The organism is Mucilaginibacter sediminis (genome assembly GCF_051903035.1).
GTDB lineage: Bacteria > Bacteroidota > Bacteroidia > Sphingobacteriales > Sphingobacteriaceae > Mucilaginibacter.
In genome coordinates this window covers 5,259,381-5,283,974 of the sequence record NZ_CP170602.1, presented here as the reverse complement: position 1 = coordinate 5,283,974, position 24,594 = coordinate 5,259,381, and the positions used below count along the sequence as shown (strand labels likewise).

Genomic DNA, 24,594 nt, shown 5'->3' with positions numbered 1-24,594 from the left:
TAACTTGCGCTCCATAATCAATTTGTACCCACATGAAAAAAGTTCTTTTGATCATAGCGATGCTATCGCCTTTGTTTAATTACGCCCAGGACAAAAAGCCAATTCCCAAATCATTTGACCTGGTTGTAGGTACGTATACAACTGGTACCAGTAAGGGTATTATGGTTTACCGCTTTTATACCCAAAGCGGCAAACTGGCTTATTTAAGCCAGATAGATGGCGTTACCAACCCATCGTACCTCACCATCAGCAAAAACAATAAATTTATTTACGCCGTAAACGAAGTTACCAAAGGCGAGGTAAGCGCATTTTCATTTGACGCCAAAACAGGTAAAATAGATTTTATTAACAAACAGTCCTCGTTAGGTGCCGACCCATGTTACATAGCTGTGGACAAAGCGCAAAAAAATGTGTTTGTAGCCAATTATTCAAGCGGGCAGGTTGCTGTATTGCCTGTTAATAAGGACGGTTCACTTGGCAACGGCATTGAAACTGTACGTAACGAAGACGGCAAAGGCCCCAACAAAGAACGGCAGGAAGGCCCGCATGCCCATATGAGCATATTGTCGCCCGACGAAAAATACCTGTTTTATAATGATTTGGGTACCGATAGGATAAACATCTATCGTTACCGCCCGGGTAAGGAATCTCCATTAACCGATCCAACTTTTGTAAGCGTTACTCCCGGCGAAGGCCCCCGTCACCTGGAATATTCTTTAGATAAAAAGCATGTTTACCTGGCAACCGAAATGGGATCGAATGTATTTGTGTTTGATTATGACAACGGCAAGTTTAAACAGAAGCAGGTGATAACTTTACTACCTGATGGCTTTACGGGCAAAACAGCTGCCGCAGCTATCCACCTATCGCCTGATGGCCGCTTTCTGTATGTATCAAACCGTTTAGAGACTAACGAAATTATTTGCTATGCGGTTAACCAGGAAACCGGCGGACTTACCTTTGTATCGCGCCAATCAACATACGGTAAAAATCCGCGCGATTTTGCCATCGCCCCATCGGGTAACTATATGGTTGTAGCCAACCAGGGCAGTGATAGTATGTTTGTATTTAAAATAGACCAAAATACAGGTAAGCTAACCCAAACAGGTATTAAAATAGATATCGGCAATCCCGTTTGTTTGAAGTTTACGTCGGCAGAATAATTTTGAGGTGAAAGGGTAAAGGCAAAAGGCAAAAGCAGCCAATTAGTTAAAAAAACAAAAGGGGGTAAGCACATTGTAAATTGTGCTTGCCCCCTTTTTCGTAAAGGCAACCTTTCGCCTTTTACCTTTATCCTTTCGCCTAATTTTTAGTGAATGAATAAATGATATACCCGTTGGTTCCGCCTACATCAACAGCCGATTTTAGAACCATCGACTTGCCATCGTTACTGGCAATATCCAATCGATAGCCTTCTGCTACGTTTTTAGGCTTATCGCCCTGGTAAATTTTCTTAAATTGGAATTGCGTACCTGTGGTGCCTCCGTTATAAACTGACCAGTATATAGTTTGCGAAGTACCGTTGCTCATGGTATAAACACCATTGCCGCTATTGGTTAATTTCCAGGTACTGCCAACAAATGCTTCGGGAGCCGCCTGGTCAAACACGTTTTGAACAGCGCCTTGTACAAGGCCCTGGTAACTTACGTTGTTCAATGTCCAGGTGCCGGTGAATTTACCCCGGGATACGTTAGTTGTAGTTGCAGTTTGAGGGGTTGAACAAGCCGCAAATAAAAAGATAAGGGATAGGATCGCTATCGGTGTTTTTAGTACATTTTTCATGACAAAAGTTATTTAATGCATATAAGCATAAACCCTGCCAAAAGCTTAACTATACTTAACCGTGTTTGATTTAAGCTGCTTATCTATTTCGAATAAACGCTGGTTAATGGATGCAACTAACATATCTGCCTCTTTAACGTTCTTAAGGCTTTTGGCAAAACGGTGGTCGGTATCTTTTGAGAATAACGAGTGGCTGATTTTATAAATAAGATTCATAGATGTATTCCTTATAACACCATTTTACGGATAACAGGCCATTAAGGTTACGAAAGTTAACTGAGAATATTTATTTTAAGCAATGCTTAAAAAACCAATGAGTTTTTCCATGGCTTTCGCCCGGTGGCTTATCTGGTTTTTTTCGTCCATAGTCATTTCGGCAAAGGTTATAGCGTAACCTTCTGGTTCAAATATTGGGTCGTATCCAAAGCCGTCTGTTCCGCTGGGTGCCGTCCGGATAGTTCCTTCAACTGTTCCCTCAAAAAAATATTCTTCATCAGCCCACATTAATGATATCACAGTACGGAACCTTGCCTTTCGGTTAGTTTCGTCCTTTAATTTATCCAGTACCTGTTTAATATTGGCGGCATGATTCCCATGTTCGCCAGCGTACCTGGCCGAATAAACGCCCGGTTCGCCATTCAGGGCATCTATTTCAAGTCCGCTGTCATCGCCAAAACAATTCAGTTTATACTTATTATAAATGTATTGGCTTTTAATAGAAGCGTTTACTTTAAAAGTAGTACCGATTTCTTCAATATCATCATAGCAGCCAATATCGTTAAGCGTAAGCAGCTTAATTTTACCCTGAAGTTTTGCTTCTACTTCTTCGAGTTTGTGGCGATTGTTGGTAGCGAATACTAATTCCGTCATATTGAATCAATTTGAAAAATTGAGAATTTGAAGATGATGTTTTTACGATACCCCATTTTCAAATCGTCAAATTATAGCGTTTTCATTTGTTCCCAAAAAGCTTTCTTATGCTCTACGTTATCCATCATTTCGCCAAAGCTAAAGCTATATAAGCCTGCAATATCTCCCAAGGTACTGGGAGCATTTAACGCCAGAGGGGCTATGCCTTGCGGCATTGCATTTTTACCCAGCACCAACAGCCTGGCTGGTTTAAAAAAATTAACCAGTTCATTATATTGCACAGTGGCATGCCTGGCCAGGTTTAAAATTGCAACATCGTCTATACTTAAATCCTTCCGCTTAATAATATTGGTAAGTGCGGCTAAGTGGGCATCATCAATAAATTCCAATTCGGGATAGTGTACCAGTACCAAAAAGCGTTTTAAGTTTTTACCTAAATAATTAAAACTTATTACAGGCGTTTTAACTTCTGGTGCAGGTGATTGAACTGTTGGTTCCGGTTGTTTGGTTATTGGCAAGGGCGATGCAGCAACGATTACAGCGGGAGCAATACTTTCAATTTCGGGTTGGGGCATTGCAACGTTTTCATACATGGCCTTATCTGTTTTTAGCAAATAAAGCTCATCCTGTAAAATAAAGCGTAGGGCAACCGGGTTTTCAACTTTCACTTTAACAAATTTTAACCAAAAGTAGTTAAACCGTTTGAAGCATTATAACCATATTAGCACAATTATAGCATGGCCTTAGCCTGAAGCCCGAAGTACTAAGTTTTAAGTAAAAAAAAAGACGTGTTTCGACCTCTGACTTTAAACTAAACACTACCGGCTTAAATCACTGTTTTTTATTCAGTTTAATTGTGCCGCTATAATTAATAAATTTTACCGAAATTTGAAGTTTTAACGGAATTGTTATTTCCGTTTTATTTAGTACATAAAGCATTACATGAGAAAGTTAGGGTTATTAGTTTTAGGGTTTATATCCATAATATCAGTTGCAAAGGCACAAGTTACATTAGATGCCACAGCAGCTAAACCAGATACCAACACGGCCAGAACACCAGGGAAAACATTAGATAAAATTGCCGCAATTGTTGGTAACAGCCCTATTTTATTGTCGGATATTGAACTATCATACGCCCGTTACCTTGTTGAAGGTATGCAGCCAAATCCGGCTGTAAAATGCCAGATATTGCAATCGTTATTAACACAAAAGCTATTGGCACAACAGGCCGTTATTGATAGTATCGATGTAAAAGATGATGATATTGACGCCAGTGTTGACCGCCGTATGCGCGAAATGATGCAGCGTGCAGGTGGCCAGGATAAACTGGAAGCCTTTTTAGGTCGATCAATAATTCAGTACAAGGACGAGATTCGCCCCGACATGAAAGAGCAAATGATTGCTCAAAAAATGCAGCAAAAAATAACCGAAAAGCTAAATGTTACCCCACAGGATGTTAAAGATTATTTTAACAAAATGCCCAAGGATAGCTTGCCTTCATTCAACAAAGAGGTTGAGGTTGGCGAAATTGTTTTTCAGCCCAAACTAAGTAAAGAAGAAAAACAACTATATAAAGAAAAAGCCGAAGAACTACTTGCCCGCGTAAAAAAAGGCGAAGATTTTGGAACTTTAGCACGTTTGTACTCGCAAGATCCGCAATCGGCAGTTGAAGGTGGCGACCTTGGTTTTGCCGATCGTACTACATTTGTAAAAGAATTTACTGCCAATGCCTTTAAGCTTAAAGCCGGAGAGATTTCGCCCGTGTTTGAAACCGACTTTGGTTTTCACTTTTTACAGGTTATTGAGCGCCGTGGCGAGCAGGTACACGTAAGGCACATCCTGATATCGCCGGCTACTACCCAGGCCAGCTTGGATAGGGCCAAAGCAAAAGCCGATAGTATTTATACGCTGATGATGGCGCATAAAAAAGATCTTGATTTTTCTGCTGCCGCGAATTTTTATTCGGACGACAAAGAAACCAAATTTAACGGCGGTATGATGCTGAACGCCGAAAACGTACAAACCCGCACAACCTTTATTCCTACTGATAAGCTTGACCCTAAAGTTGCCCTGGTTGTTGATACCATGAAAGTTGGCAGTATATCTAAACCCGATATATTTACCGGCGCCGATGGTAAAAAGAGCTATAAAATACTATACCTTAAATCAGCAACCGATGCACACAAAGCCAACCTTGCGCAGGATTTTCCTAAGCTGAAAGATTTTGCTTACCAGGATAAAAACACAAGGGTAGTAAACCAATGGTTTGATAAACGCCGTAAACAAACGTTCATCAAAATTGACCCTGAATATCAAACTTGCGACATATTGAAAAAGTGGTTAACACCTCCTGTAACAACAACTGCCCAAGCTAAATAATATATAACCTATGCCACACCGCTCTGATGTAGAAGCCGCAGATGCTTTAAAGCTGGCCTACCAGCAAATACGTGCCGAAATTGGCAAAGTAATAATCGGGCAGGACGAGGTGGTAAAGTTTGTGCTGATATCTATTTTTAGTAACGGCCATTGTTTACTGGTAGGCGTACCCGGTTTGGCCAAAACGCTATTGGTACAAACGGTATCGCAGGTATTAGACCTCGATTTTAAACGCATCCAGTTTACGCCCGACCTGATGCCGTCTGACATCATAGGGTCTGAAATTTTAGGCGAAGACCGTAATTTTAAATTTATACCAGGCCCAGTTTTTAGCAATATTATCCTGGCCGATGAGATAAACCGTACCCCACCCAAAACGCAGGCCGCTTTATTAGAGGCCATGCAGGAAAAAGCGGTTACAGCCGCCGGTATCACCCATAAACTGGCCCAGCCATTTTTTGTATTAGCCACCCAAAACCCCATTGAACAGGAAGGTACCTATCCCCTGCCCGAAGCGCAACTGGATAGGTTTATGTTTAATGTGGCATTAAACTATCCCTCGTTTCAAGAGGAATTGCAGGTTGTTAAAAACACCACCAGCACCTTAAAGGCCGATGTTAAAAAAATATTGAACGCCGAGCAGATCATTTATTTTCAGCAACTGGTACGCAACATTCCGGTTACCGATAATGTGATGGAATATGCTGTAAAGCTGGTATCAAAAACCCGCCCCAATACCCAGTTTGCCACGCCGCAGGTAAACCGTTTATTAACATGGGGCGCCGGCCCAAGGGCATCACAATTTTTGATACTTGGCGCCAAATGCCATGCCGTTATCAACGGAAAATATTCACCCGATATTGAGGATGTACAAGCCGTTGCCAAACCTATTTTAACCCACCGTATTGTGCGCAGTTACCACGCCGAAGCGGAGGGCCTATCTGCCGCCAATATCATTGAGGGGCTGTTTTAAGGAAACCCTGTCATGCAAACTTTATTACAGTTACAAAACGGCGAACTAAAAGGTGCCACTTCACTTACGCTTACAGAAGGACTGTCGCATTTCCCGGAAGAAATATTCGACCTGGCAGATACTTTAGAAAGGCTTGACCTATCGCATAACAACATCAGCGCACTACCTGCGGATTTTGGGAGGCTGAAAAAGTTGAAAATCTTTTTTTGTTCAGAAAATCGGTTTACCATTTTACCCGAAGTTTTGGCCGACTGCCCCCTGCTGGATATTGCAGGCTTTAAATCAAACCAAATAGCTGCTGTTTCTGCAAAATCACTCAATGCCAACCTGCGCTGGCTTATACTTACCAACAACAGGATTGCAGATTTGCCTGCCGCTATTGGCAACTGCAAAAGGATGCAAAAGCTGATGCTTGCCGGCAATCAACTGAACACATTACCAAGGGAGCTTAGTAACTGCAGCAACCTGGAATTGCTCCGAATTTCTGCTAATAAGCTAAGTGAATTGCCCCAATGGCTTTTACGTATGCCCAGGCTTTCATGGCTGGCATTTTCCGGGAATCCTTTTTGTACCATTCCTGCTGTACAACCCCTTGATCTTATCCATTGGGATGACCTGGATTTGAAAGGGCATCTTGGCGAAGGCGCATCTGGCGTTATACACAAAGCTACCTGGCGCAGCGCGACAGCAATGCAAGAGGTAGCCATAAAAATTTTTAAAGGTGCTGTTACCAGCGATGGCTCGCCCGACGATGAAATGGATGCTTGCATAGCCGCTGATGTTCACCCCGGGCTGGTACAACTGTTGGGGCAAATAAAAGGGCACCCCGAAGGTAAAAAAGGCCTGGTAATGGGGTTAATCCCTCCATCGTTTTATAACCTCGGCCTGCCTCCGAGTTTACAAACCTGCACCCGCGATGTTTTTAGGGAAACCCTTTCACTCACAACCCGGCAAATAGTCAAAATTGCTGGTACAATAGCATCCGTTGCCCTACAGCTACATGACAGGGGTATTATGCACAGCGATATGTACGCCCACAACACCCTCATTGATAATGATGCAAACACGCTGTTTGGCGATTTTGGAGCCGCTTGTTTTTATGACAAAAACCACACCGACTTAGCGCCGACACTTGAGCGGCTTGAGGTAAGGGCGTTTGGATGTTTGCTTGACGATTTGCTTAGTTTAAGTAACGAACCAAGCAATGGAACCCTGTCAAAACTCGGCACTATCAGGGATGCATGTATGGTAGGTGATGTTTTATTGAGGCCGGATTTTCGCTATTTAAATGACGAGTTGTTAAAGTTATAACTTGCCAATCCGGGATAATCGTGGATCTCAGATTAAAACCGTGCACTCCTTCATAAGTACACCGCGAAGTGCTTTTTACTGAAATAATGGTTGCAAATAAATTACCTTATTTTTTATAGTAAACGAGGGCGCATCGATTTAAAAGCTGAGAAATTAAAGACGCCCTTACTGCGTCATTTTAAATTTGCATCTGTATCTGGCTTTGTTAACAAATTATCACCTTTGAGTAAAAATCTGTAAGGATATCCCCGAATTCCCGACTACATAGTTACCAAGCATCAGGTTTTTACGTTAGTAACATTAGCAGCAGAAACAAAAGCTGCACCGATCAATTAAAACATGAAAAAAATAACATTTCAATTCCTACTATTCATCATTACCGGGGCATCGGTGTTTGCCCGGCCTATCATTAAACCCAACAAATTAAACGCGCTCAAACTTGATACCGCCACTTTCGCCACCGGCTGTTTCTGGTGTACCGAGGCCAAGTTTCAACAGATAGAGGGTGTTGTAAAAGTTGTATCTGGTTTTGCAGGCGGCCACGTGGCCAACCCCAGTTATAAGCTGGTTTGCACCGGCACAACCGGCCATGCAGAAACCTGCAACATTATTTATAACCCGGCTAAAGTAACTTATGATGCACTGTTAGCAGCGTTTTTTGTAGCGCATGACCCAACACAGCTTAACCGCCAGGGTAATGATGTAGGTACGCAATACCGCTCGGCCATATTTTATCACAACGCGGCCCAAAAACAAAAAGCCGAATACTACATTAATAAGCTGAATGCCGAAAAGGTTTATCCCAACAAAATAGTTACCCAGGTAAATCCTTATACCGTATTTTACAAAGCCGAAGATTATCATCAAAACTATTTTAACCAAAATGGCGAGCAGCCTTATTGCAAATATGTGATACAGCCCGAACTGGAAAAATTCAGGAGTGTATTTAAAGGGAAATTAAAAAAATGAGATTAGCACTAATAATATTTGCCATTTTAATCGGCACAGCATGTGGCGCCAATGCCCAACATCTAAAATCAAACAAAGGGCACGAGAACAACCCCTATTACTCCAATACCGATACCAAACATTTAGCTGTGAGTGATGCCGAGTGGAAAAAGATCCTGTCGCCTGCTTTATATGCCACTGCACGTGAACAGGCTACAGAAAGGCCATTTACGGGCCGATATTGGGACAAAAATGCCAGGGGTACCTACTTTTGCGCCGTTTGCGGTAACGAACTTTTTCGGTCGGATGCCAAGTTTGCCAGCAATTGTGGCTGGCCCAGCTTTTACCAGGCAGTGCGTAAAAACAGCGTGATTTATAAAGAAGATAACTCCCTGGGCATGCAGCGTACCGAGGTTATTTGCGCGCGCTGCGATTCGCACCTGGGCCATATTTTTGACGACGGGCCACCACCTACTGGCAAGCGCTTTTGTATGAACTCGATATCGCTGGATTTTCAGCCCGATGGCTTGGGCAAATAACCTGTTTACCCGGCCTGAAATGTTAAATGTGATAATTTAACATTTCAGGCCGGTTTCTTTTCATCCAATATTCATTTATTCGCCTTAACTTTATCAAATGTCGTCGCATCATATCGTTCGCGAGAAACAGGAGCCTGCTTTACTTGTATTGGGGATAGATAATTTTGAGGAGGAACTGCTGGGGCAATTACTGGAGTGGAGTCCGACGGTGATAACAACCCCAGACACCGCCGAAAAGCTGAACAGTTTTGGTATTAAAATAGATTGGATTATTACTGATGATGACGGAGCGGTTTTCACCCAGTCTGATGTGAGGTTGATCGCTGCCGGAAACAGCAATATAACACAGGCAGCGCTAAAGTTCCTTACGATTAATAACTATCCCGCTGTTAACGTGATAACCGACGACCTGGAGCTGAGTGATTTTTTGCCTTATGCCGATAAAATTAACCTGGTTATTTTTAACGCCCAGCAAAAAATTTATCCGGTAACGTCGGGTTTCAGCAAGTGGAAACCGGCAGATGAGCAAATTGAATTATTGTCGCCAACAAGGGCACTTAAATACATCGGCTTGCTGGATAAAGGCCAAAACAGGTACCAAACAACTGTGGATGGTTTTTTTACCTTGAACTTTGATGAACCGTTTTTATTAATTGCCGAGACTTTAAATTAGTAAGCACAAAGCAATAAAAAGGCGATTTTGAGGTTGTTGTATAGATAATTTTTTTATTGGTTCGTTTTTTGCATTATTATATAAATTATTATTAAACATCAATTAAACCGTTTAAACATTTTTTAGTCTATATCTCTATACAAGGCGGGGAAACCTGCCGAACAGTTAAAAATCTTTCAATCATGAAAAGGACATATAAAAATTTATTTTCATTCGCTTTAGCCGGCTTATTGAGTTTGTCTTTAGCGTTTACCGCAAACGCACAGCGAGGTGGTGGCGGTGGCGGCGGCCAAAGATCTGGCGGCGGTGGCGGTGGCGGCGGTTCCCGGTCATCCGGCGGCGGTGGTGGCGGCAGTGTCGGTGTGTCACGTCCATCGGGGGGTGGCAGCATTGGTGTTGCACGCCCGTCATTCAATGGCGGCGGCAATCAGGGAGTTTCGGTAGCCCCTCCTTCACGTGGTTTTAGCGGCAACGGCAACATTAACCGTGGCAGCCAGGCAATTGCGCCCCAACGTGGCAATTATGGCTATGGTAACAGATCAAACAATGTGGCTATTGCGCCTCAGCGCAGCAGCATTAACGGTGGCGGCCAACGTGTATACAGCGGTACCCGCAGTTATAATAGTATTGACAGGCGTGCTTATAATGGTGGCCGCGGCAATTATTATAACGGCTCGGGCGGTTATGGACGAAGGGTTTATACCGGTAGCGCTTATCGCTATGGTGGCCGTGGTGGTTACTTTGGCAGCCATGTTTATTACCCATACCACAATTACTATTACTCGTACTATTACCCTCGTATAGGCTTTAGCATAGGTTTCCTGCCTTACGGATACTATCCATTCTGGTATGGCGATTACCAATACTTTTATAGCGATGGTTTATACTACCGTCAATATAATGATCAGTATACTGTGGTTGAGCCACCTGTTGGTGCCGAAGTTAAAAACTTACCATCGGATGCAAAATCTATTATGATTAACGGCGAGCAGTATTATGAATCAAATGGTGTATACTATCAGCCCTATACAAAAGATGATGGCACCCAGGTATACGTAATAGCCGGTAAAGATGGAGAGTTGAATACCGATAATGGTGGTAACGGCGATGTACAGCAAGGCCCGCAAATTGGCGATATTGTTACTCAGTTGCCAGACGACTGCCGCAAGATCAAAATCAATGGCGAAAAATTATTTGTCTCTCCTGACGGTTATTACTACCAGGAAAGCCAAAACAACAATGGCGATACCATTTACAAAATTGTTGGCACCCCATCTGACGAGCCAGATCAGCAATAATAAATAAAAATTCAAATATTATAAAAACAGGCCCCTCCGGTAAACGAAGGGGCCTGTTTTGTTTTGAGGGATTTAATTTGAGCATGGGTTTTCCGCGCAATTGAAATACTTCAAAACATTTATCGGCCTACCGGTATTTTTATTAAACACGATAACCAATACAGATATGGAAAATCACGATCATAGTGCAATCATTCAAAAGTTGTTGAATTGCGTAGCAGCATGCGAAAACTGTGCAACAGCGTGTTTAAGTGAAGACGATGTACAAATGATGACAGACTGCATCAGGCTGGACCGAGACTGCGCCGATATTTGCGCCCTGGCCGCACGCCTGTTACAGCGGGATTCGGTAATAGCTCATCAGTACCTGGTGTTATGCGAAGAAATTTGCCGCCTTTGCGCAGCCGAATGCGGTAAACATAACCACGATCATTGTCGACAATGTGCCCAGGCCTGCCTGGTTTGTGCCGAAGCTTGTCATGAACACCATCAGCCAGTTACGCAGGATTAATAGTTGCTACCACATCAATTCAATTAAAACAACAAAGGCGAACTACCAGGATTTACCTGCATAGTGCGCCTTTGTTTTGTAAATGGACTTTGGGGTTAAAACGAGTTTAAGATTTCTTCCCGGCATTAAACCCAAACGGAACTACCACTTTAAAGCTGATGTTACGCCCCATGTTAAAAATACCAGGACGAACGCCCTGTGGTACGGTTGGATTATCAAAATACTTTAGCCTGCTCATGTTTGATTGGTAATTAACGTTGGCCAGGTTGTTACCTTCAATAAATAATTTAATTATCGGTTGACCTGTCTTGTTCACAATATTGCCACCAAAACCGGCGCTTAGCAAGTTATAGCCCGGCGTATAGGTTTCTGTTCCATAAGCCGAAAAGAAACGGCTTTGGGCGCTGTAGTGGTCGAAACCAACAAATACGTATAGGTTCTTGAAATCGCCAAAACCGCCGTTGAGGGTGCCCCGCAGTTCAGAATGAGTGTGCAGTGGCGGTATAAATGGCAGGTATTTCAAACTATCTGCAACGGGGCCTCCGTTACCCTTGTTTTCGCCATAGGTCAGGCTCATAGCATTTTCAAAATGCAGCCACGAAATAGGGTGCAGATCTACATTTACCTCGCCGCCATAAATACGGGCCTTGCTTTGTACATAGGTAAAAGTTGTATAACCCTGGGTGTATACCGGGCTGCCATCCGGATTTAAGATCTGTTGCTGGTAAATGTAATTGGAGATATCGTTATTAAACAATTCAATACTGGCTGTTACATTGGGCAGCGTTAAGAACGTGCCTATATCTTCCTGTAAGCTAAACTCCGGCTTAAAGTTTTTATCGCCGATATGGTAAATCTGCGAGCCCGGATCTGGCCCGTTGGCCGATATCTCTGCAATACTTGGCGCCCTGAAACCACGCGAAATATTCGCCTTTACTAAAAATGCGTCAGATACATTGTAAGTAGCGCCAAAACTGCCCGAAAAACCCCGGAAAGTTTTATTGAAAGCATCAAACTGTGTTTTTACATTTGGTGTAGATGTTGGGTTTGCGCCGGTATATAACTGCGGAAAACCATTTGCACCCAGAGTATCCACATAAGCGGCGCTGCTGCTAAATGACCGGTTATCAAACCTTGCGCCCGCCGACAGATCAAGCTTGCCATAGCTTTTCTTTACTACAAAAAACGGCCCTATGTCAAACTGGTGATATGCCGGGATAGGGAAATCGGTAGCATCGCCAATAGTATTATTTTGATATTGCCCATTGATGCCCAACGTAGTTTCATAATCGTTCCCCAGGTTAAAGTTGTATTTAACATCATAGGTATAAGTAGTTAAATGCAGGTTAAGCCCTGCAATATCACCAGCCTGGGGGTGGGTATACTCACGCCTGTGGCTGTATTGGTAGCCCAGGTTTACAACCAGGTTACCATCTCCAAGCCTGAAGTTGCTGTTGTTGTATATTCGATAAAGCTGCACATGCTGGTGCAGGGTAGGAATCGTATAACTATTTAGCACAGATTGGGGTACTATGGGCCGGAAGGCATCATCCTCGGTTATCTGGCGGGTAAACTGGCGGGTTAATGAATCGCGGCTGCCGTCGGGGATGGATTGCTCGTCGTCAAATACCAAAGCGTTCAGGTACGACGTACCCCATGATTTATTTAAGCCCACCATTACGCGAGCGTCCTTTTCTTTATAGTTGGTACCATAAACCCGGCCATCGTGCTGATTCTGGTAATTTTTGCCCTCTTTGGCCGATACAACAGTTCCCCATACAAGGCCATTTTGATTGCCCTGCAAACGGAACGATCCGTTCAACAAGCCCTGGTTGGTGCCATAAATCCCTTGCACCGAACCGGCTATAGTGCCTTCGGGAACTGGTGACGGCGAAATCAAATTCACCACCCCGCCAATGGCATCCGAACCGTAGGTTAAACTGGCCGGGCCTTTTATTACCTCCACACGGTCAACCGAGTTTTGGTCAACCTCAATACCATGCTCATCGCCCCATTGCTGGCCTTCCTGGCGTATGCCATCCATCAGCGTAATTACCCGGTTATACCCCAGGCCATGAATAAAGGGTTTAGATACGTTTGGCCCTGTTGTAACGGCACTTACACCCGGCAGCGTAGCTATCTGGTCAATAATATTGCCCGATGCCGCACGCTGCTCTAAATAGGCCTTACCAACAGCCAGCATTGGCACGGGGCTGCGCTTTATTTCGGTGGCCTTGCTTACGCCGGTTATAACAACCTCGCCGGCTTCAACAGATGATGTTTGCATTTTTACATCGTACACCTTTGTTTTCGAAAAATCAACTCGTTGGTTGATGGTTAGGTAACCAATATAACTTACCTGTACCAGGTAAATGCCTTTAGGGATATTGTTAAACGTATACTTGCCATCTGCACCGGTAACTGCGCCTTTACGTAAATCGGGGATGGTAATAGTGGCACCAATAATGGGTTTGCCGTCCGCCTTATCGGTAATGGTGCCGGATAATGTTCCGACAACATCTTCGGGCAAGTTTTTAAGAATATGGGGGGCAATATGTGCCTGTGCACCAAAACCTAAAAATAATAATATATAGAAGCTAATCAGCTTTAATTTCATAACAAGAATGGAGTGTAAATCAATAAATACCGTTTATAAAACGGCTTTCTTCGTAAAAAATGATAACAGGATGGAATTGTTACGAAAGCACCGGCGGGGCACGACCGGCAGCCAGTACCAGCGAAAAGTTTACAAAATCATAGTCGCAAGCCTTAAAAACATGCATCACCGCTGTTTGGTGCGTTGCATATAAAGCATTATAAACTACCGCGAAGTTGTGGTGCATGGCATCGCACATATCGCATTTTTCTTTAACCGTTTGTTGTGGATGGGTATTGGATACAGATACCGATTTTGAAATGCCTTTTAACAAATGGTGCTGGTGTGTATAAACCATATACTGCCCTGCAATAAAGCAAACCAGTAACAGCCACGAGTAAATTATATTTACCTTGTTTTTCTTCACGTCAACACCCTTTTTGCAGGATATAGCAAAAGTAAGCATTTAAACGGGCAATTTAATGCAACATTGTAACAATTGTGATAAGTTCGTGGTTGATGGTCCATAGATCATGGCCGCTTCGCCTGTTGCCTGTTCCTCATATCTGCGTTTGATCAAACAAAAAGCCATTTGGCGATCCGGAGTCTATTACGTTGATAACATTTTGCCATGATCAATGAACCATCAACCATGAACTAAGCTATCTTTGCTGATATGAAACCGGCAGAAATTAATATAAAGTGGGGTGCGTTGCAAAACCGTATTGCCGAAGATTTTGATAACGAGAAACCCGATATAAAAGTACTATTGTTTTTAATTGGCGTTCAGGAACTTGGCCAGGGGCCGCGCAAATTCAGCAAACGTCAGAAAGAAGAACTGATGCATATCGCCAACTGTAAGCTCATGAGCATGATGGGTTTTTACGAACTGGAAGGCCTTGACCAGGATGGCTGGCCGCACTGGAAACTTGTTAAAGTTATTCCTAATTATACCATGCTGGAGCAGGAAATGCTCATAAAATCATTAATCATTACTTATTTTGAAGAGCTGGGGGTAATATAAGTTGCTGGTTTTAAACGTTGTCCCTGTCACTTACCGTTGGCACATCTTTCCAACGCCCTTTTGCATCATTTCAGCAATCGTTCGTTTTGGTTATTTATTGTAACTAATTGATTTTTAATACACTAACGCGGCGATTGTGCCTTTTGCGTTTCCTCATTTTTTAAATGCGTCGATCAATAAATGCAGCGGGAAGCACGCTGCAAAATCCAATAAGCTACAAGTTTTTTCTAAAAACGGTAGATAATAATTGTCAGGAATCCGCTTTTAAAAATTGTCTTATCCCGGCTGATACTAAATCAGGCTGCTGGTTAAAGGCATCGTGCGCGGCCATCGGGATAATAAATACCGATGCGTTTTTTACAATCCCCTCCAGTTCGGCAACATCGGTTAGTTTGGTCAGGTGGTCTTTATCGCCCCGGCTTATCAATAGCGGACCGGTATATTTACTAATATGCTCGTTGGGATGGCCCGATGATGTGTTATCAAGCCACATTTTTTTTACGGCACTGGCCAGCTTTTCAAAATCGGCTTCTGGGTTCAGTTTATTATAAAGCTGCACTGTGGCCGGGAATTTATCGGCCCAGCTTTTGGCGGTCAATCGTTCATATAGCGGCCTGTTGGACTCCCTGTTTTTATTATGCCAGCTTGAGCCTATAGTAACCAGTTTTTGAATTTTAAGGTTGCTGAAAGCAGCCAGCCGGTAAGCCGCAATACCGCCATCGCTAAAGCCCAAAATGCTTAAGATTTCTATATTTAAATGCTGCAAAACCAGTTCGGCATCTTTTTGCAGGCGCTCGTACGTAAGTTCTTGTGTACCCAGGGTTGATTTGCCGTGCCCGCGGCTATCTATGCCAACAAGGGTAAACGCCCGGTAAAGTTCCGGGTAAATGGCACTCATATCTTCCAGTGTGCCAAAACCGCCATGCATCACCAGTAATATAGGTTTACCGCTGGTGCCTGCCACTTCGTAGTATATCCGGGCATCGCCTATAGCCAGGTATTGGCCCGACTGATGATCAAATGCTTTCATGTACTTTTAACAACGGTTTTTAGGGATGGTTTGTGATGATAAAGGGGTTTTGACGCAGCCCGCATTTTAAAATATCCGCTGCTGTATCACCCCCATAAAAGCATCTTTAAATTTCTCGCTGATGGGTATCTGCTTGCCGGCTATATAAATGTGGTTGTCCATTATTTTGTTAAGCTGGCGGGTGTTTACAATGTAGGAGTTGTGAACGCGTACAAATGGCGGCGATAGCTGTTCGTCAATATCTTTTATGCGGCGGTATATAAGCAGCTGTTCGGTACTGGTTACCAGGCGTACGTACTCCTTTTGCCCTTCAAAATACTGGATATCATCCAGCAGAATTTTGCGCAGCTCCTTGCCCGATTTTACAAAAAAGTATTCGTTGCCAACGGCGGGTGGTGCTTTTTCGTTGCCTTGGTTTTTTGTAAAATAGGCCTCAATTTTTAACTGCGCGGCCAAAAAACGTTCAAGCGTTATGGGCTTCAATAAATAATCGATGGTTTGGAAAGTATAGCTTTCGGCAGCGTACTGTGAATAGGCGGTGGTGAAAACAATTTTGGTGTCTTTTGATAGCAGGCCGGCCAGCTCCATTCCGGTAAGCTGCGGCATGTTGATATCCAGGAAAATAAAATCGGCCTTTTGTTCCTTTAAAAAAGCCATAGCTTCCAAAGCATCGTAGCATTTGGCCAGCAGCCCCCATTTGGTGTACTGGCCAACCATTATTTCCAGCAGCTTAACTGCGTTTGGCTCATCGTCGATAATTATGCAGCTTAAATTCATGCTAATGGAATTTTTAAAAAGGCTGTGAACATTTCTTCGCCATTGCTGATGGTGAGTTCAAATTTATTGCCGTATAACAGCTCAAGCCGTTTGCGCAAATTCTGGATCCCGAAACCGCCGGCGGCATCGGCTTTTTGATTAAAAATACGGTTTTTGGTTTCAAATGTAAGGTAGCGGCCTTGCTGTACCAGCGCCAGTTCAATTTTATTGTCGATACTGGCTTTATCAATGCCGTGTTTGAAAATATTTTCGACAAAGGTCATGAGCAGCATGGGTGGTATTTGCAGGTGCGGGCTGCAATCCTGTATAAAACTGATGTCTATCTCATGCCTGATCCTGATTTTTTCCAGCGCGATGTAATTCTCCAAAAACTGGATCTCGGTATTGATAGACACTTCGTCTTTAGGGCTTTCATCCACAAAATAGCGCATAATGTTTGATAGCTGCTCTACCAGTTTGGCCGTGCGGGGCGAATCGACATAAGCCTCGTAATAAATATTATTGAGGGTATTGAACAGGAAATGCGGCTGCACCTGCGATTTAAGCAAGTTTAGCTCGGCCTGGCTTTTTTGCACCAGTATTTTTTCTGATTGTTGTTTAATTTCGAAGTAAGCCAGCGCTATCCTGAAAATAAAACTGAGCAAATAGGTCATGAACCCGGCCACCACAAAATTAAGCATCATGCTAAAAGTCATCTTTTCGGGGCGGCTGGCAAAAAACGTGTTGTACGAGTACATGATTAAAAAGCCACGCGCCACACCGCCAATAACCAGTAACAGCACCACATAAATTACATACTGCACGCGGTGCCCTTTTTCATAAAAGCGGGGATACAGAAACTTAATGTTGCCATAAATAACCAGCAGGTAAAACGCCACACTAATCACCGTAAAAACGCTGGCATGGTTAAACCCATCAACCGGCAGTATCGAAAAAAAGATGATAAAAAACACCGCTATCCATATCACCCATTGCAGGCGTGTAAGCGTGGGCATGTTTTTAATGAAATTCATTTTTAAATGTACAAAGCTTTTTGTTTTGGGCAGATGATTTTCAACCAAAAGGGCTCAATATTCAACCAATTACTTGTGTGCCCATGTTGCGGCAGTTGAGATAATAGGGGCAAGCATTAAAAATAACGGGGCAAGGGTTGAAATCATTTGCCCTTGTTGTTAATAAAACCAAGCTTTAATTATTCAATTTTTCAACCGCACCTTTAAAGCTTATACAATGAAAAAACTACTGATTGCCGCCCTTATGGCGGTTGTTACCCAATTTGCCTTTATCGGCCTTGTCCACGCGCAGTTGCTTACCTCGACACCAAGCGGCGGAAATAAAAAAGCGTCCGTTACCGAAATGATAGGCATTACCGATGTAACGATTAACTACAGCCGCCCGCATGTGAACAAGCGCGACGGACATATTTGGGGCGAGCTTGTTTACAACGGCTATGCCGACCTGGGTTTTGGCACATCAAAAGCAGCACCGTGGCGGGCCGGTGCCAACGAAAACACCACCATCGAATTTTCTACCGATGTAAAGGTGGAAGGCCAGCCCTTAGCCGCCGGTAAGTATGGTTTTTTTATTGCCTACGGCGCCGATGAGAGTACGCTGATATTTTCAAAAAACGCCACTTCATGGGGCAGTTTCTTTTATAACCAGGCCGAGGATGTGTTGCGCGTAAAAGTAAAACCAGTACCGGCGGCCGCCAGTGTGGAGTGGCTTAAATACGAGTTTGCCGACCAAACCCCAACCAGCGCCGTAATTCAGTTACAATGGGAAAAATTAGTAATTCCGTTTAAGGTTGATGTTGATTTGCCCGCCACACAGCTTGCCGTGTTCAGGAAAGAACTGCGTACCAACAAAGGGTTTAACTGGGAAAGCTGGGAACAGGCCGCTGCCTTTTGCGCCCAAAATAAAACCAACCTGGAAGAAGGCCTGCTATGGGCCGATACCGCAACCAGCGTAAATTTTGGCGGCAACCAGGTATTCCAAACCTGGAAAACCAAAGCGGCAATATTGAGTAATTTGGGCCGAAGCGCCGAAGCAACGGCCACCATGAAAACTGCCCTGCCATTTGCCGATGTTAACGACCTATATTTTTACGGCAAAAGCCTTATTGCCGAAAACAAAGGCCAGGAAGCACTTGAGGTATTTAAGCTGGATTACCAAAAACACCCCGACGAGTTTTTAACCAACACCGGCATGGCCCGCGGGTACATGGCCGTAGGCGATAACAAAAAAGCTCTGCCCTACGCCCTGAAAGCCCAAAAACAGGTAGTTGGCAAAATAAATAAAGATACTATTGATAAAATGGTAGCCACGTTGCAGGCGGGGAAGTAGGCTGTCAGAATCAGAATTTTCAGAATTTGAGAATTGGCAGAATGAGGTAGTGGGTTCCGGTGATATCGTCAATAAATTCTGTGCTATTATTGGAATTTTCCCATAGGTGTTTGGAAGAAATAAAAAAGGGGACACTGTGCGATTCCTTTACCATGGAAGAATCGCACGCTGCTCCGCTTTTTTATTTCTTCCGAGCGCCCATAGCGTTGTCTCCAACTTAGCTTTGGTTATCGTACTTGTTTACCAGTTCATGTATAAATACGTCATATTCATCCCGCATGGGCAGCGTAAAATCGGTATACAGCGTTCGCCTGTCAACCAACACATGCTCGTTGTTTTTTGGGTTAAACCCTTCCTTTTTCACATCTTTCCAATAAATGCCTATTCCTCTTTTTTGCCATGCAGGAACATTATTGAAATTAATACCGTATTGAAACAGTAATTCGTTCTTGGCAGCAATACTCATCCCTTCGATTTTAGAAGTAGCTTCCCGCGCATTAAAGTTATCCTGCCTTAAACGCCAGTAGCAGTGCGCATTTAACGCATTTCTGTGGGCATCTTCATTACGCCATCTGAAATAATCTCCAACTAAGTGTATGTTGGGAAGTTCTGATAGACGACAGTCAAAGGCACCTACGTTTCCCAGGAGAGCGGAAAATTTAGCACTCGCTTCGCCCGCCAGTATGGAAATGTATTTTCTGGTCTTTCGCCCAAAAAGGCTTTCATTAGGATGAAAGAGCAGTGATATTTCATCACTTTCTGTATAACCGTAAATTACATTAAAACCGCAATTCATCAAATGTTTTACCGTTTCGACCATTAAGTTGCGAAATTTTTCGTCAAAAGGCGCCTCAAAACGGTGCACTTCCTTAGTCAGCCGGGTGAAGCCTCGTCCGTCAATTCTGGCTACCATGTACATACCGGGCAAAACGCAGCGGTCCTGAGAGGTTTCATAAACCCTCATTTTAACATCCAGATCATCAAATTTCATCTGACCATTCATTTACCGTGAACATATTATTCTCGGCTGTTACATAATATAGTTCGTCGAATCCTTCATCCATCTGTGGCAGATTCAGCCGTTTGTAAGTTCCTTTTATACCAATTTCAGGAATCTTTTCTTTACCCGTCCGTTGGTTATTCCGCGCTAATGCAACAGCCACTTTAGATTGAAAATAATATCCAATCACTTTAAACCTATTTGCTTTTGCAATGGCGATATATTTTGCCCTTTCTTCCGGAGAAGGATTGGTGTTGTCTATCACAAAAGGCTGAAATGTGAGAATACAAGTTTCAATAAACCTGAGTTCTTTATTCCTTGTGTTTAGCTGATCTAAAGAAATACGCATATGCGTGTTAAAAAACCTCTCTTTAAAAAAGGTACTTTTTCCTGTTGCCTGAATACCGCAAAATATTACTGCTTCCATTTTTATAAGGGCTCATTAAAGCGTGGTAAACAAATCTATATTAAAATAAGTCCTATCCCAAATTACATTGAATTCGGTTGGCTCAGGTAAGCCCCTGTATTATATTGGGTTTGCAACTAAAGCATAGTAAACTACAAACTTTAGCGGGTGCAGTGATAACTCCGACGATCCTTTGATGTGTGAGAACAGGCAAACCCATAAACGAACATACGGTGTATCAAAACCGGACGAACAAGCAGCATGGCCATTACTTAAATTATTGATATACAGAAATTTAACTGTTTGGCATTTTCTTGGAGAATATTTTACATGAGTCAGGATTTAAGAACTGACAAATTAATCTGCTTGCTTCCTGATTCAGACACTAATGAAATGAACAAAAAGGCATGATAAAAAACTATCTTAAAACTGCGCTCAGAAACCTGGGCCGACGGAAAGCTAACTCATTTGTCAATATTTCCGGCCTGGCCGTTGGTTTCGCGGCTTTCCTGCTGATATTCCTGGTAATCCAATATGAGCAAAGCTTCGATACTTTTCACACAAAAAAGAACAGCATTTACAGGGTAGTGCGCGCTGCCAAAAACCGGGCCGACGACGCTTACCGGACGGGGGTAACTGTGCCTACTACCTTTGCCTTGCGGTCTGATTTTCCGCAATTATCTAATGTTGCGGCTATCGCGGCCGACTATAACGTGCAGGTTTTAGTACCATCGGCTAATGGATCAGTTGCCAAAAAGTTTAATGAGGGAAACGGGTTGTTTTTTACCGAGCCGCAGTTTTTTAAGATGTTTGATTTTAGCCTTGCTATAGGCAATATAAAAGACGCGCTTACTGAGCCAAACACCGCCCTTTTCACTAAAGAATTAGCCAATAAATATTTTGGCGACTGGAAAGCAGCCGTAGGCAAAACATTAAAAATGGATGGCCAGGACATTAAGGTCACCGGTATCCTTAATGATATTCCGCCGAATACGGATTTTCCTATAAAAGGTGTATTGTCCTACGAAACCATGCGTAAGTATGCCGATTTTAATAGCTGGGGAAGTATAAATGATGCAGACTATTGTTTTGTACAGCTGGCTCCGAACGAGACTAAAGAACATTTCGACCATTTACTGAACGGATTTATGGGCAAACATACCACGCCTGGTAATGCCGGATACGATCTTGTTTTGCAGTCATTGAACCAAATACATTCCGATTCGCGGTTTAATAATTATAACGGGCATACCTTCAGTAAAGATCTGACCTACGCTTTAGGTGCAATAGGCATTTTCCTGTTGGTTATTGCCTGTGTAAATTTTATTAACCTTACTACCGCGCAGGCCATGAACCGGGGTAAAGAGGTGGGCGTTCGGAAAGTGCTGGGTGGCAGCCGCCCGCAGTTAATGATGCAGTTTTTTGGCGAAACAGGCATAACCTGTTTACTTGCGCTAATAGTAGCAACCGGCATAACCTTGTTTTGCATTCCTTATATCAATAACCTGCTTAGCATTCACATTGCCACAACTATATTATATAGCAGCAATGTGCTTTTATTTATGCTGCTGGCATTGGTACTGGTAACCGCCTTTTCTGGCTTTTACCCGGCGCTGGTATTATCGGACTTTAATTCAGTTACCGTACTAAAAGGATCATCTTCCGGGGCTGAGCGTCAAAAAGGAATTTCCCTTCGCCGGTGTTTGGTTGTATTTCAATTTGTAATTGCGCAAACGCTCATCATTGCAACATTGATCGTTACATCGCAAATGGATTACTTCCGCATGGCCGATTTAGGATTTAACAAAGATGCCGTTATTAACGCCGGTTTCCCGAACGATAGTCTTGGCGCGAGGAAAATGGAAGTGCTACGCAATGACTTGCTAAAACTGCCAGGCATACGTGATTTTAGCCTGAGCATGGCATCGCCGGCGGGCGGCGGATATTATACCGATTTGCGAACACCCGAAAATCACGCTACCGAACCCAATCTGATTACGAACATGAATGCAGCGGATACCTCATTTTTTAACTTATACCATTTACAGCTTGCAGCGGGCCGCATTTATCATGCTGCGGATACTATGCGCGAGTTTGTGGTGAACGAAACTGTTGTGCGAAGGCTTGGCTTACCAAATGCGCAAGCCGCTATTGGAAAAAAGATAAGTGTTTCCGGGAAAATATTACCAATCGTAGGCGTTTTAAAGGATTTTCATGTTAACTCTCTGCGGGATCCCATGGTGCCGGTGGTAATGACTACGATGAAAAAAGGATATGGCATGGTGAGCCTCAAAATAAACCTTGGCCATACAACAACCATTATCCCGGCGATGGAAAAGTTATGGAGCCAGTATTTCCCGGATTACATATTTGGATACAACTTTTTAGATCAGTCCATTGCTGCAACTTATCAGCAGGAAAACCAGCTTTCGCTGCTTTATAAAATATTTTCGGGCATAGCAATTTTTATTTCCTGCCTGGGTTTATACGGCCTTATTTCATTTATGGCTGTGCAGCGTAAAAAGGAGATCGGTATCCGCAAGGTGCTGGGTGCGCCTGTAAAAGATATTTTGGTGATGCTATCAAAAGAGTTCACCATGCTTATCGCCATCGCATTTTTAATTGCAACCCCTGTAGCCTGGTATTTTATGAACCAATGGCTGCAGCACTACGCCTACCGGATAATGATAGGTGTGTGGTTTTTTGCCGCAACTATAGGGGGCTCACTGATTATAGCCTGGCTCACGGTAGGCTACACTGCCATAAAAGCCGCATTGGCGAACCCGGTAAAGAGTTTGAGATCGGAGTAAGTTTAAGTCAGGATTTTCGGCCTTGCCGGTTTTGCAGCCGGCAAGGCTTTAATACTTAAAATGAATCAGCCCGAATAACAATCAAACACCAAGGAATTCCAAGAATTACCAAATGATTTAAATCAGCAACACACATTATTTTGAGTTTGGATTTTTTTAACATCCTTTATTTGGTACGGCATAAATCACGTTGCCCGAAACTGATAAATTGAAACCATAATTTTCTATAACAGGAAGTAACAGTTTTTTCCATGTTTTGCCCATGTCAGCTGACCGGAATATACCATCTGAGCGGCCGCATATTAAATATTTACCCATTTGTTTAATTGATAAAATATCTGATGAAGATTTAAGTAAGCCTATTTTTTTCATTAATAAACTGCTCCAGGAAGGTTGAAGGTCTTCGCATATGGCATTCCAGGTTTTTCCACTATCCAGTGAAATGTTTAGGCTGTTTGTCTGGGTTATTGTATTGTTTACTATAGCAGCAAATCCTCCATCAATAGGTTCTACAGCGATCCCAGCACCCCCTTCACTAATCACACGATCCCAGTTTTCACCATCATCGGTCGATATTAATATTCCCTGTGTGCTGGCAGCCAGGAGTACACCGTTTGACTCTGTCATTTTCATTACCCAGCCTGCAACATGCACATTTTTCCAGGTCTTTCCACTATTAGTGGATTTAAAAAGTGCGTTGTTGGAGCCGATGAAAACTGTGCCTCCCTTAGTTTCAAAAACGCTGCATACTTGCTTCTCTTTATAATTCTTGTACATCCAATCTATCGTTTTGTTAATGCGTACGGCTTGCTCTTGAAAATTCGTGTATATGGGCGACCATTTATTCGTTCCGTTTATTTTTTGTAGAAATTGCCCCCTGAAATCATACGCAAGTATCCCATTATTGCCAGGGGCAATGTTACGTTGTGTACCCGGGAAAATTTCTTTTGTCCAAAAAGGAGTTGTGGAATTTGGTTCACTGTGGTAAACCCCATTTCCGGCACGTAAGTATAGCCCACGGTCATTTGCAAATAAACCATCTCTCCATACACCTTCTCTCTGCAAATTTTCAGGCAGCCCTTCGCTAATGTCCTGCCATGTTTGTCCGCCATCGGCAGATTTAAAAATGATGTTGACAATAGTCGATGATTTGCCTTCTTTTATTGATTTCTTTTTTGCTACCTTTTCTTTTAGCACAAAAGAATTTAGTAGAAATAATACCAGGAAGATAGCCGGAACAAATACAATTAATCTTTTCATTTTTTAAAATTTTAAGTAAAACAAATGTTTCATCATCTATTTTATGATCCTATCAGAATTGATG

At 43.0% G+C, this 24,594-nt stretch carries 24 protein-coding genes; 12 read left to right on the top strand and 12 right to left on the bottom strand.

What is annotated here, in order from left to right; translation table 11 throughout:
• The first annotated feature begins 32 nt into the window (after positions 1-32).
• Positions 33-1,163, top strand: a complete 1,131-nt coding sequence (locus ACFGVS_RS21935; RefSeq protein WP_274211124.1) for a lactonase family protein — start codon at positions 33-35, stop codon at positions 1,161-1,163.
• A gap of 139 nt (positions 1,164-1,302) precedes the next feature.
• Here the strand turns inward: ACFGVS_RS21935 and ACFGVS_RS21930 are convergent, their stop codons facing one another.
• The 4 genes from ACFGVS_RS21930 to ACFGVS_RS21915 all read right to left on the bottom strand — a co-directional run bounded on the left by ACFGVS_RS21930 (position 1,303) and on the right by ACFGVS_RS21915 (position 3,320).
• Complete coding sequence (locus ACFGVS_RS21930; protein ID WP_274211125.1) at positions 1,303-1,782, bottom strand: hypothetical protein; 480 nt, start codon at positions 1,780-1,782, stop codon at positions 1,303-1,305.
• Between the two features lie 45 nt (positions 1,783-1,827).
• Complete coding sequence (locus ACFGVS_RS21925) at positions 1,828-1,998, bottom strand: hypothetical protein (RefSeq protein WP_274211126.1); 171 nt, start codon at positions 1,996-1,998, stop codon at positions 1,828-1,830.
• A gap of 75 nt (positions 1,999-2,073) precedes the next feature.
• Entirely contained in the window at positions 2,074-2,652 is a 579-nt protein-coding gene (locus tag ACFGVS_RS21920; RefSeq protein WP_439695582.1) for a non-canonical purine NTP diphosphatase, read from the bottom strand.
• A gap of 71 nt (positions 2,653-2,723) precedes the next feature.
• Positions 2,724-3,320, bottom strand: a complete 597-nt coding sequence (locus tag ACFGVS_RS21915; RefSeq protein WP_439695581.1) for a hypothetical protein — start codon at positions 3,318-3,320, stop codon at positions 2,724-2,726.
• A 274-nt stretch (positions 3,321-3,594) separates the two neighbouring features.
• On the opposite strand from ACFGVS_RS21915, the gene ACFGVS_RS21910 reads away from it, so the two are divergent.
• From ACFGVS_RS21910 to ACFGVS_RS21875, 8 genes are all read left to right on the top strand, one after another.
• Positions 3,595-5,031: a peptidylprolyl isomerase gene (locus ACFGVS_RS21910; protein WP_274211129.1), complete on the top strand. Its 1,437-nt coding sequence runs from the start codon at positions 3,595-3,597 to the stop codon at positions 5,029-5,031.
• 10 nt (positions 5,032-5,041) lie between these two features.
• Positions 5,042-6,004 carry an AAA family ATPase gene (locus tag ACFGVS_RS21905; RefSeq protein WP_090638634.1) on the top strand — a complete coding sequence of 321 codons (963 nt, stop codon included), beginning with the start codon at positions 5,042-5,044 and terminating at the stop codon, positions 6,002-6,004.
• Positions 6,005-6,016: 12 nt separating this feature from the next.
• Positions 6,017-7,315 carry a leucine-rich repeat-containing protein kinase family protein gene (locus ACFGVS_RS21900; RefSeq protein ID WP_439695580.1) on the top strand — a complete coding sequence of 433 codons (1,299 nt, stop codon included), beginning with the start codon at positions 6,017-6,019 and terminating at the stop codon, positions 7,313-7,315.
• A 339-nt stretch (positions 7,316-7,654) separates the two neighbouring features.
• Positions 7,655-8,284 carry a peptide-methionine (S)-S-oxide reductase MsrA gene (msrA, locus tag ACFGVS_RS21895; RefSeq protein WP_090638623.1) on the top strand — a complete coding sequence of 210 codons (630 nt, stop codon included), beginning with the start codon at positions 7,655-7,657 and terminating at the stop codon, positions 8,282-8,284.
• Positions 8,281-8,802, top strand: a complete 522-nt coding sequence (gene msrB / locus ACFGVS_RS21890; protein ID WP_090638619.1) for a peptide-methionine (R)-S-oxide reductase MsrB — start codon at positions 8,281-8,283, stop codon at positions 8,800-8,802. Before msrA ends, msrB begins: the two co-directional genes overlap by 4 nt.
• A gap of 97 nt (positions 8,803-8,899) precedes the next feature.
• Positions 8,900-9,475, top strand: coding sequence for a thiamine diphosphokinase (locus tag ACFGVS_RS21885; protein WP_439695579.1), 576 nt, complete (start codon positions 8,900-8,902; stop codon positions 9,473-9,475).
• Positions 9,476-9,657: 182 nt separating this feature from the next.
• Positions 9,658-10,773 (top strand): DUF6515 family protein, encoded by a 1,116-nt coding sequence (locus tag ACFGVS_RS21880; RefSeq protein WP_274211135.1) that lies wholly within the window; start codon positions 9,658-9,660, stop codon positions 10,771-10,773.
• A 166-nt stretch (positions 10,774-10,939) separates the two neighbouring features.
• Positions 10,940-11,284 carry a four-helix bundle copper-binding protein gene (locus ACFGVS_RS21875; RefSeq protein WP_274211136.1) on the top strand — a complete coding sequence of 115 codons (345 nt, stop codon included), beginning with the start codon at positions 10,940-10,942 and terminating at the stop codon, positions 11,282-11,284.
• 106 nt (positions 11,285-11,390) lie between these two features.
• Here the strand turns inward: ACFGVS_RS21875 and ACFGVS_RS21870 are convergent, their stop codons facing one another.
• Positions 11,391-13,901: a TonB-dependent receptor gene (locus tag ACFGVS_RS21870; RefSeq protein ID WP_439695578.1), complete on the bottom strand. Its 2,511-nt coding sequence runs from the start codon at positions 13,899-13,901 to the stop codon at positions 11,391-11,393.
• A gap of 79 nt (positions 13,902-13,980) precedes the next feature.
• Positions 13,981-14,346, bottom strand: a complete 366-nt coding sequence (locus tag ACFGVS_RS21865; protein WP_439695577.1) for a hypothetical protein — start codon at positions 14,344-14,346, stop codon at positions 13,981-13,983.
• Positions 14,347-14,556: 210 nt separating this feature from the next.
• Between ACFGVS_RS21865 and ACFGVS_RS21860 the strand changes: the two genes are divergently transcribed.
• A complete protein-coding gene (locus ACFGVS_RS21860; protein ID WP_090638594.1) occupies positions 14,557-14,904 on the top strand; it encodes a hypothetical protein in 348 nt (115 codons plus the stop codon).
• A 250-nt stretch (positions 14,905-15,154) separates the two neighbouring features.
• Here the strand turns inward: ACFGVS_RS21860 and ACFGVS_RS21855 are convergent, their stop codons facing one another.
• From ACFGVS_RS21855 to ACFGVS_RS21845, 3 genes are all read right to left on the bottom strand, one after another.
• Positions 15,155-15,934 (bottom strand): alpha/beta fold hydrolase, encoded by a 780-nt coding sequence (locus ACFGVS_RS21855; RefSeq protein ID WP_439695576.1) that lies wholly within the window; start codon positions 15,932-15,934, stop codon positions 15,155-15,157.
• 66 nt (positions 15,935-16,000) lie between these two features.
• Entirely contained in the window at positions 16,001-16,711 is a 711-nt protein-coding gene (locus tag ACFGVS_RS21850) for a LytR/AlgR family response regulator transcription factor (protein ID WP_090652178.1), read from the bottom strand.
• Positions 16,708-17,724: a sensor histidine kinase gene (locus ACFGVS_RS21845; RefSeq protein ID WP_439695575.1), complete on the bottom strand. Its 1,017-nt coding sequence runs from the start codon at positions 17,722-17,724 to the stop codon at positions 16,708-16,710. The genes ACFGVS_RS21850 and ACFGVS_RS21845 overlap by 4 nt, the downstream gene beginning before the upstream one ends.
• Positions 17,725-17,941: 217 nt before the next feature.
• On the opposite strand from ACFGVS_RS21845, the gene ACFGVS_RS21840 reads away from it, so the two are divergent.
• Positions 17,942-19,054, top strand: a complete 1,113-nt coding sequence (locus ACFGVS_RS21840) for a DUF2911 domain-containing protein (RefSeq protein ID WP_439695574.1) — start codon at positions 17,942-17,944, stop codon at positions 19,052-19,054.
• 217 nt (positions 19,055-19,271) lie between these two features.
• Here the strand turns inward: ACFGVS_RS21840 and ACFGVS_RS21835 are convergent, their stop codons facing one another.
• Both ACFGVS_RS21835 and ACFGVS_RS21830 read right to left on the bottom strand, forming a co-directional pair.
• On the bottom strand, positions 19,272-20,045 hold the full coding sequence (locus ACFGVS_RS21835) for a tRNA(His) guanylyltransferase Thg1 family protein (protein ID WP_439695573.1): 774 nt from the start codon (positions 20,043-20,045) through the stop codon (positions 19,272-19,274).
• Positions 20,035-20,481, bottom strand: coding sequence for a hypothetical protein (locus ACFGVS_RS21830; protein WP_439695572.1), 447 nt, complete (start codon positions 20,479-20,481; stop codon positions 20,035-20,037). Before ACFGVS_RS21830 ends, ACFGVS_RS21835 begins: the two co-directional genes overlap by 11 nt.
• A gap of 386 nt (positions 20,482-20,867) precedes the next feature.
• On the opposite strand from ACFGVS_RS21830, the gene ACFGVS_RS21825 reads away from it, so the two are divergent.
• Positions 20,868-23,270 carry an ABC transporter permease gene (locus ACFGVS_RS21825; protein ID WP_439695571.1) on the top strand — a complete coding sequence of 801 codons (2,403 nt, stop codon included), beginning with the start codon at positions 20,868-20,870 and terminating at the stop codon, positions 23,268-23,270.
• Positions 23,271-23,426: 156 nt separating this feature from the next.
• Here the strand turns inward: ACFGVS_RS21825 and ACFGVS_RS21820 are convergent, their stop codons facing one another.
• A complete protein-coding gene (locus ACFGVS_RS21820; RefSeq protein ID WP_439695570.1) occupies positions 23,427-24,530 on the bottom strand; it encodes a WD40/YVTN/BNR-like repeat-containing protein in 1,104 nt (367 codons plus the stop codon).
• Positions 24,531-24,594: the final 64 nt, after the last annotated feature.